This is a genomic window from Paenibacillus sp. fava2 (assembly GCF_058313675.1).
The window spans coordinates 3,538,487-3,553,515 of the sequence record NZ_CM177755.1; the positions used below are offsets into that span (position 1 = coordinate 3,538,487).

The 15,029-nt window shown below is 51.2% G+C and carries 11 protein-coding genes; all 11 read left to right on the forward strand.

What is annotated here, in order from left to right; translation table 11 throughout:
• Nucleotides 1–61: 61 nt before the first annotated feature.
• The 11 genes from AC4G46_RS15290 to AC4G46_RS15340 all read left to right on the forward strand — a co-directional run bounded on the left by AC4G46_RS15290 (nt 62) and on the right by AC4G46_RS15340 (nt 14,911).
• A complete protein-coding gene (locus AC4G46_RS15290) occupies nt 62–664 on the forward strand; it encodes a GNAT family N-acetyltransferase (RefSeq protein WP_491128680.1) in 603 nt (200 codons plus the stop codon).
• A 333-nt stretch (nt 665–997) separates the two neighbouring features.
• Nucleotides 998–1,633: an adenylyl-sulfate kinase gene (cysC, locus tag AC4G46_RS15295; RefSeq protein ID WP_491128681.1), complete on the forward strand. Its 636-nt coding sequence runs from the start codon at nt 998–1,000 to the stop codon at nt 1,631–1,633.
• Nucleotide 1,634: 1 nt separating this feature from the next.
• A complete protein-coding gene (locus AC4G46_RS15300) occupies nt 1,635–2,360 on the forward strand; it encodes a Stf0 family sulfotransferase (protein ID WP_491128682.1) in 726 nt (241 codons plus the stop codon).
• 192 nt (nt 2,361–2,552) lie between these two features.
• Complete coding sequence (locus tag AC4G46_RS15305) at nt 2,553–4,061, forward strand: hypothetical protein (RefSeq protein WP_491128683.1); 1,509 nt, start codon at nt 2,553–2,555, stop codon at nt 4,059–4,061.
• 11 nt (nt 4,062–4,072) lie between these two features.
• The gene (locus AC4G46_RS15310; RefSeq protein WP_090719730.1) at nt 4,073–4,831 is read left to right on the forward strand and encodes a DUF6063 family protein; all 759 of its coding nucleotides are present in this window, start codon (nt 4,073–4,075) and stop codon (nt 4,829–4,831) included.
• Nucleotides 4,818–9,299 carry a coiled-coil domain-containing protein gene (locus tag AC4G46_RS15315; protein WP_491128684.1) on the forward strand — a complete coding sequence of 1,494 codons (4,482 nt, stop codon included), beginning with the start codon at nt 4,818–4,820 and terminating at the stop codon, nt 9,297–9,299. The genes AC4G46_RS15310 and AC4G46_RS15315 overlap by 14 nt, the downstream gene beginning before the upstream one ends.
• Nucleotides 9,300–9,420: 121 nt before the next feature.
• Nucleotides 9,421–9,897, forward strand: a complete 477-nt coding sequence (locus AC4G46_RS15320) for a hypothetical protein (RefSeq protein WP_491128685.1) — start codon at nt 9,421–9,423, stop codon at nt 9,895–9,897.
• A gap of 263 nt (nt 9,898–10,160) precedes the next feature.
• On the forward strand, nt 10,161–11,441 hold the full coding sequence (locus AC4G46_RS15325; RefSeq protein WP_491128686.1) for a TPM domain-containing protein: 1,281 nt from the start codon (nt 10,161–10,163) through the stop codon (nt 11,439–11,441).
• A gap of 176 nt (nt 11,442–11,617) precedes the next feature.
• On the forward strand, nt 11,618–12,760 hold the full coding sequence (locus tag AC4G46_RS15330; protein WP_491128687.1) for a phosphodiester glycosidase family protein: 1,143 nt from the start codon (nt 11,618–11,620) through the stop codon (nt 12,758–12,760).
• An 84-nt stretch (nt 12,761–12,844) separates the two neighbouring features.
• Nucleotides 12,845–13,777 carry a LysR family transcriptional regulator gene (locus AC4G46_RS15335; RefSeq protein ID WP_491128688.1) on the forward strand — a complete coding sequence of 311 codons (933 nt, stop codon included), beginning with the start codon at nt 12,845–12,847 and terminating at the stop codon, nt 13,775–13,777.
• Nucleotides 13,778–13,792: 15 nt separating this feature from the next.
• On the forward strand, nt 13,793–14,911 hold the full coding sequence (locus AC4G46_RS15340) for a 5-methyltetrahydropteroyltriglutamate--homocysteine S-methyltransferase (protein WP_491128689.1): 1,119 nt from the start codon (nt 13,793–13,795) through the stop codon (nt 14,909–14,911).
• Nucleotides 14,912–15,029 lie beyond the last annotated feature (118 nt).

The window sequence follows — 15,029 nt, forward strand, 5'->3', positions numbered from 1 at the left end:
GAGATCGGCGTTTAGTTGTGCAGCGTGCTTTGAACCTATCCGCATTTTAGGAGGCAATTGTGTGATCTCGGAGAACATCAGACCATTAAACGGCACGTACATTCAAATGGTTCCCATGGAAGCAGCGCATAGGGCGGAGCTAACAGCGATTCTTAGAAATCCGTTAATCTGGGAATATACCTGGAGAAAAATAACCTCCGCCGCACAGGTAGAGCAGCTCATTGATACAGCGCTAACGAACAAAGAAAAAGGCCACGATCTGCCGTTTGTCATGCTGGACCGTTCAACCGGACGGATTGCCGGAACCTCGCGGATTATGCACATCGATCACGCTCACCGCAATGCGGAAATCGGCTGCACCTGGATCGCTCCTGAATACTGGAGAACACCGGTGAATACAGAAGGCAAAGCCTTGCTGCTGCAGCACTGCTTCGAGGAGCTTTCACTGATCCGGGTGAATTTTACAATTGTTAGCGGCAATCTGAGATCGCAAAGAGCAATTGAACGCATAGGTGCCACAAAAGAAGGCCATCTGCGCAAACACAGGATTACCTCGGAAGGTACCGCAGTGGACAATGTGCTGTATAGCATCATTGACGAAGAATGGCCAGGCGTTAAGGCGAATTTGCAGTATCTTTTACAGGAGAAATACAACCAGCAGTAAGCTGGCATTAAATTAAAAATATTGACACTTACTCCATTTGGTTTATACTGGAAACAAATAGTGGAATGGTGGGATTTGTACAGTGATGATGATGACAGTATTCCTGACGGTAGTACAAGGTTAATCTAACCTAATCGTACATGAGCGTGACCGGGGCACTCTGCCTGTGTAGGTAGGGATTGTTTTCTGTGCCGCTTCTGGTGTACATCGTCATGAATCTAATCCTCATCACTGCTCTCAAACTGAACTGCTTAGGGCATTTTATGATGTCTTGTTTAGTGATTCAGCGAATAGAAGCCGTGGGTGAACGATTGTTCATCTGCGGCTTTTTCTATGTCCATTCCACTATTTGAATTTAATCTGCGTCTCTTACAGAGAAAGGAATATATCATGTCCAGAGAAGTTATAGAAAAAATGAACGGACATAAAGGCAGCGTTCTTTGGTTCACCGGCTTGCCCGGTTCAGGTAAAACAACACTCGCCAATAAAGTGCAGCAGGAAATGCTTCAAGATGGAGTCCGGACAGTAATCCTGGATGGTGATTGTCTGAGAAAAGGACTCAACCGGGATCTCGGCTTTACAGCTGCGGACCGGAATGAAAATCTCCGGCGGACTGCTGAAGTCGCACTGATGTTCGTTGAGGCGGGTTGTCTGGTTCTGGCTCCGCTAATATCCCCCAGTGAAACAGGACGGGCGATTGTCAGACAGCATTTTCAGCCGGAGGATTACGCGGAATTATATATACAATGCTCACTGCAGGAATGCAAGCGGCGTGATCCAAAGGGAATGTACAGCCTGGCCGAAGCCGGCGTGTTAGCTGATTTTACGGGGATATCCGCACCCTATGAGCCGCCAGCTCAGCCCGACCTTGTACTGGATACAGAAAGATATTCTTTAGAGCACTGTGTAGCAGCCTTAAAGGACTTTTTGAAATTAAAAATCAAAATTGAAATCAAGGGAGAAATCTAATATGAAACCTGAACGCAGCTACACAATCTGGTTTTCTCAGCGGACCGGCAGTACATTGCTCTATAAAGCATTAGAATCAACAGGAGTTGCAGGAAAACCTTGCGAGTGGCTGACTGATCCGGACCCTGCGGCCTTCAGCTATCAGGACATCCAGCAGATGTGGCACCACGGCACAACGCCTAATGGCGTATTTGGGCTAAAGACTTCGACGTGGAGGCTTGATGAATGGCTGCAAACATTCCAAAGAGAGCTGAGGCTGCCGGAAGGGCTCACCAGACCGCAGATTTGGGAAGCAGCCTTCCCGGAATGCAAGCATATTTATATGACCCGGCGCAATAAAGTGCGGCTTGCAGTTTCCTGGTGGAGAGCAATTGTATCCGGCGAATGGCACCGGGAGCATGGTATTAAGCCGCATGAGGCGGAGATAGCCGATAAATACTCTTTTGATGCCATTAATCATCTGCTGGTGGAGTGTACAATGCGTGAAGCAGGGATGGAGGCATTTTATGCCGAGGCAAAGATTGTACCAATGATGGTTGTTTACGAGGACTTTATCCGGAACTATGAAGAAACCGTTAGAAACATATTAGGCTTTTTGGATATACCTGCGGACTCTGTGCAGATCGCTGCTCCCTACTATGACCCCATTGCCGATGAGGTCGCCGAAGAATGGGTGCAGCGCTTTCGGCAGGAACGCCAGGCCGGCTGGGACAACATTGCCTGGTGATTATCTGGGCAGCTCTATCTTAATTATCTGAATAGCCAGATTCACATTTGATTGCTATAATAGAAACATATATTCGCAAGGAAAATGTTAGTTATCTGTGATTGCTAACCCATATTTCCCTATCCGGGGCTGATATGGGTTATGTTATTTTGTCACCAATTACGAAGTGATGGCGGGGTTGGCTTATACATTATGAACTGGTCTGATTTTGGGGAACGGAACAAGCGGCTTAATCCGCTGTGGAGCCTTGGCGCGGGGATGAATCTCGGTGAGCTTCAGCCGTATAAGGAAATGATTGCGCTGAGTGTGCTGCTTCAGGTCTATTATCTGGAGCTGGAGTCGAATGAGCAGCGGTCCAAGGAGGATATCATCGGTCTGGCATGGAGCTCGCTGGAACGCTTCAAAATTACCGGGCTGGGAACTGCCGAATCGGTGGAACGGCTGGTGGACGGGCTGCTCTGGAGCGGCAACGGCGGTGATTTTGAGGCGGTATATTATGATGATCACACGCGGCAGATGACGATGCAGAAATATAAATATTTTACCGTAGATGAGGATGCCACACGCAGCAGCTGGGAAGAGAGCGGAACGACAGTCTACCGGCTCTCCGAGTATGCGATGGAGCTGATCTTTATGAGCCACGAGATCATCGAGGAGTTCCAGATCAGCATCAAGCTGCTGGAGATTCAGATGCATATCAAGCATGGCCGGGTAACGCGGGCGCTGCAGGATGTGAACGAGCTGATCTCCCGGGTGCGCAAAATGACCCAGCAGCAGCAGGAATACCGGAACGCGCTGCGCCGTAATCCGAAGCATATGTTCAGTGAATACGGGGTAATGCGCCACCAGCGGCTGGAGGAGATTCACCAGCAATTTGACGAGGAACGCAGGCACTTTGATAATATTCACCGCTCGCTGGCGCGTCTGGCCAATGATGAGAAGGATCTTATTGATTTCAACGAGCTGCGGCTGCTGTCTGAGCGGGTGGAACTGTCACGGAAAGTGCATGATGAGCTGGCTGAGGTGGTCCTGGGCATTTTTGAGGCGGAAACCAATCTGCGGCTGAACTTCCCCGAGCTGTTCTGGGGGGCTTCCGGCTTTAACTTCCGGACCAATGTATGGGAGGAATGGGTCAAAAGCGACGGACTTCCGGGCGGTGACAGTCTTGAGCTGCTGGTAGGCGGCTTGTTCGCACCACAGCAGGACTTCATTTATCCCCTAGCCTGGGCGTGGGAAGAGCAGGAAACCGGATTTATGCCCGAAGAATGGCTGGAGGAACCTGAAGATACCGGGGAAGAACCGGAAGCATCCTATATTCCCAAGACGATACCCTGGGCAGAGGTTGCCGGGCTGTGGCTTCCCGTATTTAGAGGGCTTGCGGCGGACGGCAGGTTCACCTTTGCTGCAGAAGCTTTTACCGAAGAAGAAAAGCTCGGCTGGGCTAATAACCCGAATGCGGTGGACTTGTGGGCACAGTTTTTTCATGCTGAAGTAAAGGTGCAAGAGTCTGGTGCGGAGAGCCCGGCCGGAACGGACGAATGTCAGAGGCTTATTCAATATCTGCTGGACAGTCACCCTGAACTGGAGATTATGCGGGGTAAAGTGCTTAGAACAAAAATTTCCGGTACGGGGCAGCAGCCTGCAGTCAGATGGCCTGGGCTTGAGATGAGTCCATACACTATTATTATAGAAGAAAGATGAGTGGTCCGAACATGAGTTATACATTGGAACAACTGCAGCAGGCGTCACGGCTGTTTTTTGATCTGCTGCGGCGAAAAGTCATTTCACTTGATGATCCGGCTGCAGCGGAGTGCCTGCAGGATAACGGTGCTTATGATGCATTGCAATATCTGGCTAAAGAGGGAGGCTGCCGGATCATGAACTCCGGGCACCGCCTTCATCTGCTGGTCAATCCGCTAGGATCTGGCTTCGCGACCAACTTCACGCAGCTGAAGAGTAAATATTCACGGATTGAGCGCAAGACGCATTTACATATTATCAACGTCATTATCTTAGTATTTTTGGCAGAAATGGATCAGGACGAGCAGCATTTTAAACCCGGACAGGACAGTATGTCTTATATCCAGCTGGCTGATCAGGTGTCGGCCGTTTTGAAGGCCTGGTATGAAATGGATGAGGAAGGCAAGTTCAGCAAGCAGTGGCGGCTCGACATTCAGGCGATGTACAAGGTATGGGCCAGCCTATATATGCAGACCAAAAGCCAGGAGGATGCCGATACACTCTCCAGAGGCTCCGGTTCACGGATCGGCTTGATTCATGAAGGGATGAAGCTGCTGGAGGACGAGCATCTGGTATTCATTTCCGAGAGTGAAAAACGGATTTTCCCGCGGGAGGAATTGTACGAACGGATGCGCTATCTGTACCATGATGTAGACCGCTATAAGGAACTGAAGGCCCTTATCGGCAGCACACTGGCTGAGAAGGAGGGTGACGCCCATGCCGCGCATTGAACGGATCCGGATCGCCGGACTGAAATATGAGAAAATGCTCAAGAAATACGACGATATGATACTTGACCTGTGCAACGAGGAAGGGCCGGCCAATACCCTGATTACCCTGATGAACGGCGGCGGAAAAGGGGTGCTGCTGCAGTCGATTTTTCAGCTGCTGATTCCTAAGACTTCCTGGGGGAAGGACAATGAGAATCAGGTTGAGGCGTTTTTCCATAATCACAAAAAACAGCTGAAGCCCTACACCTTCCACGTAGCCATTGAATGGAAGCTGGACTCCGGCGACCGCAATGAATACGTCACCACCGGGATTGCCATGACCGCCAATAGCTCGGCAGACCAGCTTGAGATTAAGGTCGACTACCTGCTGTACACGCTGACGGATTATGATGAGCAAGCAGACCTTACTCTTTCCACGCTGCCGCTCTATAATGCAGATGAAGGCGGCCCTGCAAGCTTTGAGGCGATTCAGCAGTTTGTACGGGAACGGCGCAACGAGATCATCTATTACGGCAGCAGCCAATCAGAGCTTAAGAAATACTACGCTTTCCTGGCCGGACGGGATATCCACATCGGGGAATGGCGCAATATGAAGAAGATTAACGGTGAAGAGGGCGGGATCAAGGGTTATTTTCAGAAAAATGATGCCTTCACGAACCACAATCTGTTTGAAAAGCTCATTATTCCGGAAATCGGCTCCAGCCTGGATGACGGGTCGCGTGAGGAGGACGGATCGCTTCAGCGGATGTTTACCGATACAGCAACGGTTGCCCAGCGGCTTCCGATGCTGGAGCAGCGGGAGAAGGCTTTTGCCGAGTTCACGGAGCTGGCTGCTCCGCTGCATGAGCTGGTCAAGCAAGGCGCAGAAGCAGAGCGGAGCTTTCAGGAGACCGAGCTGCTTGGACGGCAGATTTATACAGTCATTTACGACGAGCTAAGATCTGCAGAAGATAACCGGGGCAGACAAGCTGACGAGCTGGTCCGGCTGCAGTCCGAAGCCCGGCAGCTTCGCTTCGAGGCGGATAACCTAAGCTACCTGCGCAGCAAAGAGGAGTATGATGAGAAGCAGGAAGAGTTCAAAGCCATAAGCGATAACCAGGGACGTGCGCGTTCGCGGCTTGATGAGTCCAAAGAGCAGGAAAAACGTCTGGAAGTGGCGCAATATCTGGCTAAACGCCAGGTGCACAAGCGGGAAATCGGCCAGTGGCAGAAGGAAATTGAAGCCATTGAAGGCTCACTTGAAATGAAGGAACGCCAGGAGGTTATCCAGAACGCCAAAGAGGAGCTGCGCCTGCAGTGGGATCAGGTCTTTCGGCTGTGGCAGCAACAGCTTTCCGGCTTCGCAAGCCGTCAGCAGGCGCTTTCGGCTGAAGAAGCCGGGCTGCGTAAAGAGCGGGAGGGTTATGTTCTGGAGCTGGGCGGACTGGAAAGCCGGATCAATGAGCTTACCGGCTACATTCGCCAATTCAGCGAGGAAGCGGGCGTATTTGCTTCGCGGCATGGGCAGGAGGCGGCCAGTGCACCGGGGCCGGCGCTGCAGAGGACACTTCTGGCTGCCAATGCTATTGCGGATTCAATTGCGGAACGCACTGCTCTGCGTGGTCAGGGGGAAGCTCGTAAGCTGAGCCTGCGCACGAATCTGGCGGAGCTTCAGGCTAAGCTTGCCGCTGAGCGCCGCCAAACGGGCGGGCTGCACAATCAGCTGGAAGCGCAGATGGGCCGGGAATCGCAGCTGTGGTCACAGCTTGTTGTGCTGCTTGAGCTGTATGAGGAGCATCAGGTGCTGGGCGCAACAGCGTTGTTTGAAGCAAAAGCCTTGATCCATGAGCGGTTCATCCGCAGGCTGGAAGATACAGAGCAGCAGACCAAGCGGCTGCGCAGGGAGTTCTATCACCAGCAGCTGGACGTTGAGCTGCAGCAGGAAGCTTATTGGCTGCCTAATGCAGATGTGCTTACAGTCAAGGACAGGCTGGATGCACTCAAAATCAGCTCCATGCTTGGCAGCTCCTACCTGAATGACCTGAGCTATCTGCACCGTGAAGAAGAGCTTGGACGCCATCCGCTGCTCCCTTACGGGCTAATCGTTACACAGCATGAAGCAGACAAAATCCCGCCGGATGCATTGAAGAATGTCATCCTCAAATCGGCTGTTCCGGTCTTTATCCGCGAGGAAATGGGCTTAGCTGCTGCGGAGCCGTTCCTGCTGCTTGCTAATCAGGGGCCTCAGATGGTTCTGCAGCCGGAGCAGTTCCAGGACTGGAAGCGCGGCATTGCCTCCCGGCTGAAAGAGCGGGAAGAAGAGCTTCAGGACGCGGAGAATTATCTCTCGAAGCTGAAAACAGCCCGTCAGGAGTTTGAGCGGCTGTTCCAGGGTGAGCATACAGTAAGCTTAAAAGCCAAGCTCCGTGAGCTGGAGCTGATTGTGAATGACCTGGATACAGCGGTGGCCGGACTAAAAACAGAGATCAGTGAGAATGAAGAACAGCTTGCTTCCCTTCAGAAGGAGCTTAATGAATTCGAGCAGGAAAAGAGCGGGCTGGAGCTAAGAGCCCAAGCCCTGCGGCTGTGGGAAGAACGGACCCGGAAGCAGGAGCAGGATTATAAGGATAAGCAGAAGGCGGTTGACCGCAGACAGGCGCTGAGTAAAGAGATCTCTGTCAAGGACCAGGGACTGGTTCAGCTAAAGACGGAGATGGAGAGTGCGGCACAGCTGCGGGAGCAGTGGATCGGAGACACCCGTTATTCGCTGTACCCAAGGCTGCAGACCTGGTTCCCAGAGCTTGTTTTCCCGAATGACCGTCAGATTGAAACAGACTTGGCTGAGGCCGGGATTAACCCTGATGTACAGAATACTCTGCTGCAGCTGTTAAGTACAGTGGAGAGTCTGCAGCAATCCCTGACCCATAATGAGCTGGAAATCCGAACGCGGCAGGGAAACATAAAGCGTGCCGGCGAACAGCTTAGTGAGCTTGAAGCTGCTGTCTATCAGGTTGACCGCGACTGGCAACAAGCACCCGAGCCACAGGATTCACCGGAAGCTATAGCTGCGGCGCGGGCGCGGCAGAAGAATGAGACAGTATATCTGGAGGAGGATTACCAGAGTGTACGCGAATCCTTCATCCGCTGTCAGACGATCCTTGAGAACCTGCAGAAAGAGCTGCGCAAAACGGAAAAGTCGATCAAGGAGAAGCATGAACGGCCTGTTGAATTATGGACTGACACGCTCACTGTCAAGGAGCAGGAGATTACGGAGGATACCCGTGAGAATGAACGGCAGTTAAATCTGTGCAAACAACGGCTCTCTGCCGTGGATCAATGGCTGCAGACACTGGGCAATCAGAGACAGATTCTGGACACGCATGTTGAGGGCCGGGTTCAGCTCCGTGATGTACCGGAGGAAGTACAGCTTCAGGTGAGGGAAATCTGTGAACGGACAGTCGCTGACTGGCTGCTTCAGAGTAAAGAGAGCCGTGCACAGCGTACAGAGCTTACCCGTAAAGTGAAGGAAGAGAAAAATGACCTGAGTGCCAAGCTGGCCAAGTGCGGCTGGAACAGTGAGCTGGAGACCAAAATCCAGGAGCGGCTGAACACCGTCCACTGGGAGGACTTCTTTATTGCCGGGCAGGTGCTGGATTCGATGCTGCAGAGCTCACGCGACCAGATTGAGAGCATCCGCAGCGATAAAGAGAGCATGGAGCTCTCGCGCAAGCTGTGGGTCGGTCGTGCGGCTAAGCGGGTCGTGCAGATTACGGATATCCTGAAGCGCATGGAGCGGCGGATGATTATTCATAACGAGAACGGACATGCTTTTCCGCTGGTGAAGCTGAATTATAAGCATATCACCGTGCCCAAGACGACCGATGACATTGAGCCGCTGGTCAGCGACTACTTCAACCGCTGCATCAGTAGCCTGCTGGAGAAATATCCGAAGATCGAGCAGGTGCCGGCGGCAGCGGTGAAAGATCTGATCAATGACGGCAAACTCGTCTACGCAGCTATGCAGAACCGCTTCCCTGTGCTGCAGGTGTACAAGCCGGTTACAGAGAATTACTTCCTGTATGCGGCACCGGAAGAATTCCACTACTCCGATTGGGAGGTCATCAACCGCGGGGCACTTGACGAAGCGGTCGGCAGCGGCGGCCAGCGCCAGTCAGTGCAGCTGCTGGTGGCGATGATGATCATGACCCATAAGCGGGTCAACCGCGAGAACAAGGGCTGGACTGTCTTCCTCTACGATAACCCGTTCGGCGAGATGGTCTCCAACAACGTGCTTGATCCCGTATTCGAGATTTCCAAAGCGCTAAGGTTCCAGTGGCTGATCGTGACACCGCCGGAGCTGGTGAAGAATGATGTCAGTGTGCGGTTCGGCGTCTACTGGCAGCTCTATTTTGGCGGAGATAAGGGAGAAATGCTGGAGTCTACTCTGGTAAAAGGCGGCAGGAAGATGATCCCGGCGTCGTTGTTCTAGTATTAACAAAAATAAGGCCCGTCTGGCAGATGCCCGGCGGGTCTTATTTTTGTGAGGGCGAAAGGGAGGGGAGGAGGATATCAAAGGCAAAAATGCCTTTGATTCCGGCCCGCTTGGCCAAATGAGGCAAATCAAAGGCAAAAATGCCTTTGATTTCGGCCTGAGTGGCCGAATGAGGCATATCGAAGGCAAAAATGCCTTTGATTCCGGCCTGCGTGGCCGAATGAGCGAAATCAAAGGCAAAAGTGCCTTTGATTCGGGCTCACGTGGCCGAATGAGCGAAATCAAAGGCAAAAATGCCTTTGATTCCGGCCTGAGTGGCCGAATGAGCCATATCAAAGGCAAAAATGCCTTTGATTTCGGCCCGCTTGGCCAAATGAGGCAAATCAAAGGCAAAAATGCCTTTGATTCCGGCCTGAGTGGCCAAATGAGGCAAATCAAAGGCAAAAATGCCTTTGATTCCGGCCCGCTTGGCCGAATGAGGCAAATCAAAGGCAAAAATGCCTTTGATTCCGGCCCGCGTGGCCGAAAGAGCCATATCAAAGGCAAAAATGCCTTTGATTCCGGCCGAAGTAGCCGCAAGGCAAACCCCCAATAACTATTGAGTACCTACCTTCTACTCTTATTTTTCCTTGGATTAATATTAGTAATTAATAATAGGATCAAGCATATAATCAATAGCAGATAGCCCGCAAATGCTAGCAGATTAGTAGTAAGTACAAACAGTTCACCAAACAAACTCGAACCGTAGCAAGCATTAAACGTAACATTCACACCAGTTATTGTCGAGTGAAATTGTACTAAACCAAATGAGGCTAATGTTAGTCAAAGCCAGAATAATGGACAAGCAGGGGGATTCGGATGAAGCATAAAGGGATTATGTTATTGCTGATTATGGTGCTGTTGAGTGTCATGCTGCTGCCGGATAGGAGTTGGGCCAACCCGGCGGTTCCGGAGCATACAGATGCTTTTTATGTGAATGACTTTGCGGGAGTTATCGACCTCAAAGCAGAGAATTATATGGTCAACTACGGCGTAAAGCTCCATCAGGAGACGGGAGCGCAGGTGGTACTTGTAACAGTGGACTCAACCGGCGGAGCTTCAATGGAGGAATACGCCAGAACACTGTTCGACACCTGGGAAGTCGGCTCATCTGACAAAGAAAAAGGGGTTCTGCTGCTGCTCTCGGTAAAGGATGATAATTACTGGGTGCTGCAGGGTGACGGTCTGAAGAACTCACTTACCGACAGCATGCTGTCGCAGCTCCTCGCCGAGTCACTGGAGCCGGATTTCGCCCGCAAGGAGTATGCTGCCGGAGCGCGCAAAACCTATGGTGCCTTGATTAAAAGTCTGGGTGGGGTATGGACGGAGCCGCTCGGAATGCAGAATTTTGTTGCCGATAATGCCGGAGTCCTTCCGCAGGTTACAAGACTATATCTTAACCAGTCTAGTAACCGTTACAAAACAACGACCGGCAGTGGTATCTATTTTGTAACAGTGGACAACCCCGGCGGAAAAACGCTGCAGGAGTACACCTATGCCAAATATGCCTCGCTCGGAGCCGGTACCAGAGATGTTCTGGTGGTGCTAGATATAGAAGGAGACAACTATCATGTTCTGCAGGGCAGGGATGTGGATACTACCTTAACGAATAAGCTTATCGGAGATATCCTCAATAAGTCACTGGAGCCGCAATTTGCCGCCAAAAAGTATGCGGCTGGTGTTACCGCAGCGGCGAATGATTTCTACCATTATTTTTTGACCAGAGCTGACCGAAGTCCGACAGCAGCCGGGAACGCAGCCGGAGTAGCATCCGGAGTAGCATCCGGAGTAGCAGCCACCGAAACAACAGAAGCAGCTGCTGATATTGCAGCTGAAGCACCAGCTAAACATGAAACTGTATCTGATGAAGGTATTGACAGAGTCAAGGAGCTTACTCCAAAAAGTAAAGGGGTAGTGTCTATTGTTCTGCTCCTGAGTATTGTTGCTTTAATCGCTGTGGCTGCTTTATACCGCTACCGTCAATCTGCCCGGTCTGCTCCATACCGGAAAACAGAACCGGAGCATAGCCGGCGACTCTTCCGGGGAGCTGGTCAAAGCGGCCGTTCGAATCGTAGAGGCGGAAAAAGCAGGCATGGCTAGATTGATGACATACTATAATGTGTAGCCCTCTTCATCAGGAGGGCTTTTTTGTTGTTACAAATTATGGATGATAATGTGAAAATACTGAAACCTTTGCCGGCACAAGATCGTCTATCATGGGAGAATACGAGACTGCCACATTTGCATGATAGGCAAGACCAGGGAGGAATCCAGAAGTGAGCACTTCATCATTACCCCAGCGCTCAAACGCGCGCAAGAAGAAACCCGTCAAAAAGAAACGTAAAAAAGCAAGCTTTCTGCGCAGACTTATCAGAGTGTTTATGTTCTGTTTATTGCTGCTGACTATTGGCATGGGCTGGCTGTATTTTGCGCCCTCGGCCAACAATTTTCGTTACTTGATAGCGGACACACTAATAACAACACAGCACCGTTATATGGCAAAGTATATTATCGGGGAAGAAGAACTGAAGAACAGAGTAGCGGAGTATAACCAGCGCTTTGACAACATGGGGGATGAAGTGGATACGCATACTATTACCACTCCCGCACCTGAATCCGATTCTGATGCTGAAGCCCCGGCAGAGAAGAAGCTGGTGGAAATTGAAAAGGTCAGCGGAACCGGCTATTCGGGTTATGTGATGACAGTGAATGATCCTACCAAAGTCCGGCTGGGCATTCCGAATAAAACAGGCTCCGGCGAAAAGGTATCCAGTATGGTAGCGCGAACCGGTGCTATTGCCGGAGTTAATGGTGGAGGTTTCGCCGACCCGAACTGGAAAGGTAACGGATTTAAGCCGATCGGGCTTGTGATCTCCCAGGGTAAGCTTTTTTATAACGGGCTCGGGGGAAAGACTTCGACACAAATAGTCGGGTTAGATAAACAGGGGAAAATGATAGCCGGCAACTATTCGCTGGAAGAGCTAAACAAGCTTGGGGTTCAGGAGGCCGTTTCTTTTCAGCCGCGGATTATCGTGAACGGCAAAGGGCTGATCAAAAATGCAGCCGAAGGCTGGGGCATTGCCCCGAGAACGGCCATGGGCCAGCGTGCTGACGGTGCGCTGCTGTTTGTTGTCATTGACGGCAGACAGCCGGGCTATAGCATCGGGGCCAATCTGTATGATGTCCAGCAGATCATGCTAAAGCATGGTGCAGTGATTGCCGCCAATCTGGACGGGGGCTCATCCACAGTGCTGGTGAAGGACAACGAAATCGTCAACAAACCGTCCTCTCAATATGGAGAACGCTATTTGCCGACAGCTTTTCTGGTATTCGAGCATCCGGAGCAGGTGCAGATTGATAACATCTGGGAAGGTCTTGATCCCTCCCAGATTGACGCCGCCAAGAAGCGGACCCAGTAGACACCGGACGGGAATTAAAGGTATGCTACTTGTTATAAGCCAGATTCGCACAGGCATCAGCCTGAGGTAAGAGGGGGAACAGGTTTGACATTGCAGCAGCTCCGCTACGCAATTGAGATCGCGAACAGCGGCTCGATGAACGAAGCGGCCAAACGGCTTTTTGTGTCGCAGCCCAGTCTCTCCAATGCGATCAAGGAACTGGAGAACGAGCTGGGCATAACTATTTTTGAACGGACTAACCGGGGAATCAGCATATCGGCCGAAGGCATGGAGTTTCTTGGCTACGCCCGGCAGATTATCGAGCAGACCGAGTTCATGGAGAACCGGTACACCGGCAAGAAGCGCAGTCCGGTTTATTTTTCCGTATCCACCCAGCATTACGCCTTTGTTGTAGATGCTTTTGTGCGTCTGATGAAGGAGCGGGAGCTTGCAGAATATAATTTCAGCCTGCGGGAGACACAGACCTTTGAAATTATTGAGGATGTGCGGACATTGCGCAGCGATCTGGGCATTCTGTACATCAATGAGAGCAATTATAAGGTGATGAACAAGCTGTTCAGTGACGGGAATCTCAAATTTACGCCGCTGTTCAATACCAATCCGCATGTGTATGTGAGAGCGGGGCACACTTTGGCTGGCAAAGAGTCTATTATACTCGAAGATATTTTGCCGTATCCGTACATTACGTTTGAGCAGGGAGATAACAATTCACTGCATTTCTCCGAAGAAATGCTTAGCTTCACCCAGATTGAGAAAAACATCAAAGTAACGGACAGGGCCACCCTGTCTAATCTGCTGCTTGGGAGCGACGCTTACACGATCGGGACAGGCATTATGGCCTCTGATCTGAACGGCAACGGGGTGGTGACCATTCCCTATGAGAGTAATGAAGTGTTTACTGTCGGCTGGATTGCCCATAAAGACCGTAAGCCGAGTGAAATTATGTCCGCTTATATTGATCTGCTGAACGATCTGGTTGCCAGCAGCTATTTTGACATGAATCAGTTTTTACTATAACAGCAGGAGGGTCGTATGATCAGTCCAATTACGGGTTCCGCCAGAACTGCCCCTCCCTTTCGCTATGATATCGTAGGCAGCTTTCTGCGCAGTGAGGGCATCAAGACAGCGCGCAGCTTACTCGAACAGGGGGAAATAACTGCTGCACAGCTTCAGGAGATTGAGGACAGAGAAATTGCTGAACTGCTGAAGCAGGAAAAGGCACTGGGCCTCAAGGCTGTTACTGACGGAGAATTCCGCCGTTCGTGGTGGCATCTGGATTTTTTTCTGGGAATAACAGGCACACACAAAATCATTCTAAATCAAGGAAATAGTTCGGCCAAGGAAAACGCGCAACGGGCTGAAAGCTTTAAGATTACCGGGAAAATATCATTCGGCGATCACCCGATGCTGGCTCATTTCACCAGACTGCAGCAAATGGCCGGTGATACGATGGTCAAAATGACAATACCTGCCCCGTCCCTGTTCCACTTCGTACAGGATTACAATGGAAACGAGATTTATCCTGACCGGGATCAGCTGTTCCAGGATATTATTACTGTATACCGTGCGGCTATCCGGGCTTTTTATGATGCAGGTTGCCGCTATCTGCAGATGGATGATACGACGTGGGGAACGCTGTCGAGCGGCAGGCACCGGGCGCATCTGCGGAGCAGAGGCATTGATCCGGATCAATTGGCCAGGGACTACGTGTCGCTAATCAACGAGAGTATAGCAGATAAACCTGAGGATATGACTATCGCACTGCATGTATGCCGCGGCAATCTGCGTTCAACCTGGTTCGCGGCCGGCGGCTATGAGCCAGTTGCGGAGGCACTGTTCGGCGGGGCGCAGGTGGATGCCTTTTTCCTGGAATACGATAACGAGCGCTCCGGTGATTTCGCACCGCTGCGGTTCATCAAAGACCAGTTCGTGGTGCTGGGCCTTGTCACTACCAAGCATGGCGGTCTGGAGAATAAGGAGCAGCTGAAGCTGCGGATCGCCGAAGCGGCGGAATATGTGGATATCGACAAGCTGTGTCTAAGTCCGCAATGCGGATTTGCATCATCCGAGGAAGGGAATATTCTTACGGAGGAAGAGCAGTGGGACAAAATCCGGCTCGTTATTGAGACGGCGAATGAGATATGGGTGTAAGACCACTATAGCAAGTTAGGACAGGGAAAAAGAATAGGGATGTTCCGGTCTGCCTGAGCGGCTGCGGGACATCCCTGTTTTGTTATTTTGCCGGTACCGGGCTAAGTTTGTTATTGCT

Excerpts from the sequence above, each read along its gene's own strand:
- AC4G46_RS15300 (WP_491128682.1), top strand. The coding sequence starts at position 1,635 with ATGAAACCTGAACGCAGCTACACAATCTGGTTTTCTCAGCGGACCGGC.
- AC4G46_RS15315 (WP_491128684.1), top strand. The coding sequence starts at position 4,818 with ATGCCGCGCATTGAACGGATCCGGATCGCCGGACTGAAATATGAGAAA.
- AC4G46_RS15325 (WP_491128686.1), top strand. The coding sequence starts at position 10,161 with ATGAAGCATAAAGGGATTATGTTATTGCTGATTATGGTGCTGTTGAGT.
- cysC (WP_491128681.1), top strand. The coding sequence starts at position 998 with ATGTCCATTCCACTATTTGAATTTAATCTGCGTCTCTTACAGAGAAAG.
- AC4G46_RS15320 (WP_491128685.1), top strand. The coding sequence starts at position 9,421 with ATGAGGCAAATCAAAGGCAAAAATGCCTTTGATTTCGGCCTGAGTGGC.
- AC4G46_RS15310 (WP_090719730.1), top strand. The coding sequence starts at position 4,073 with ATGAGTTATACATTGGAACAACTGCAGCAGGCGTCACGGCTGTTTTTT.
- AC4G46_RS15340 (WP_491128689.1), top strand. The coding sequence starts at position 13,793 with ATGATCAGTCCAATTACGGGTTCCGCCAGAACTGCCCCTCCCTTTCGC.
- AC4G46_RS15305 (WP_491128683.1), top strand. The coding sequence starts at position 2,553 with ATGAACTGGTCTGATTTTGGGGAACGGAACAAGCGGCTTAATCCGCTG.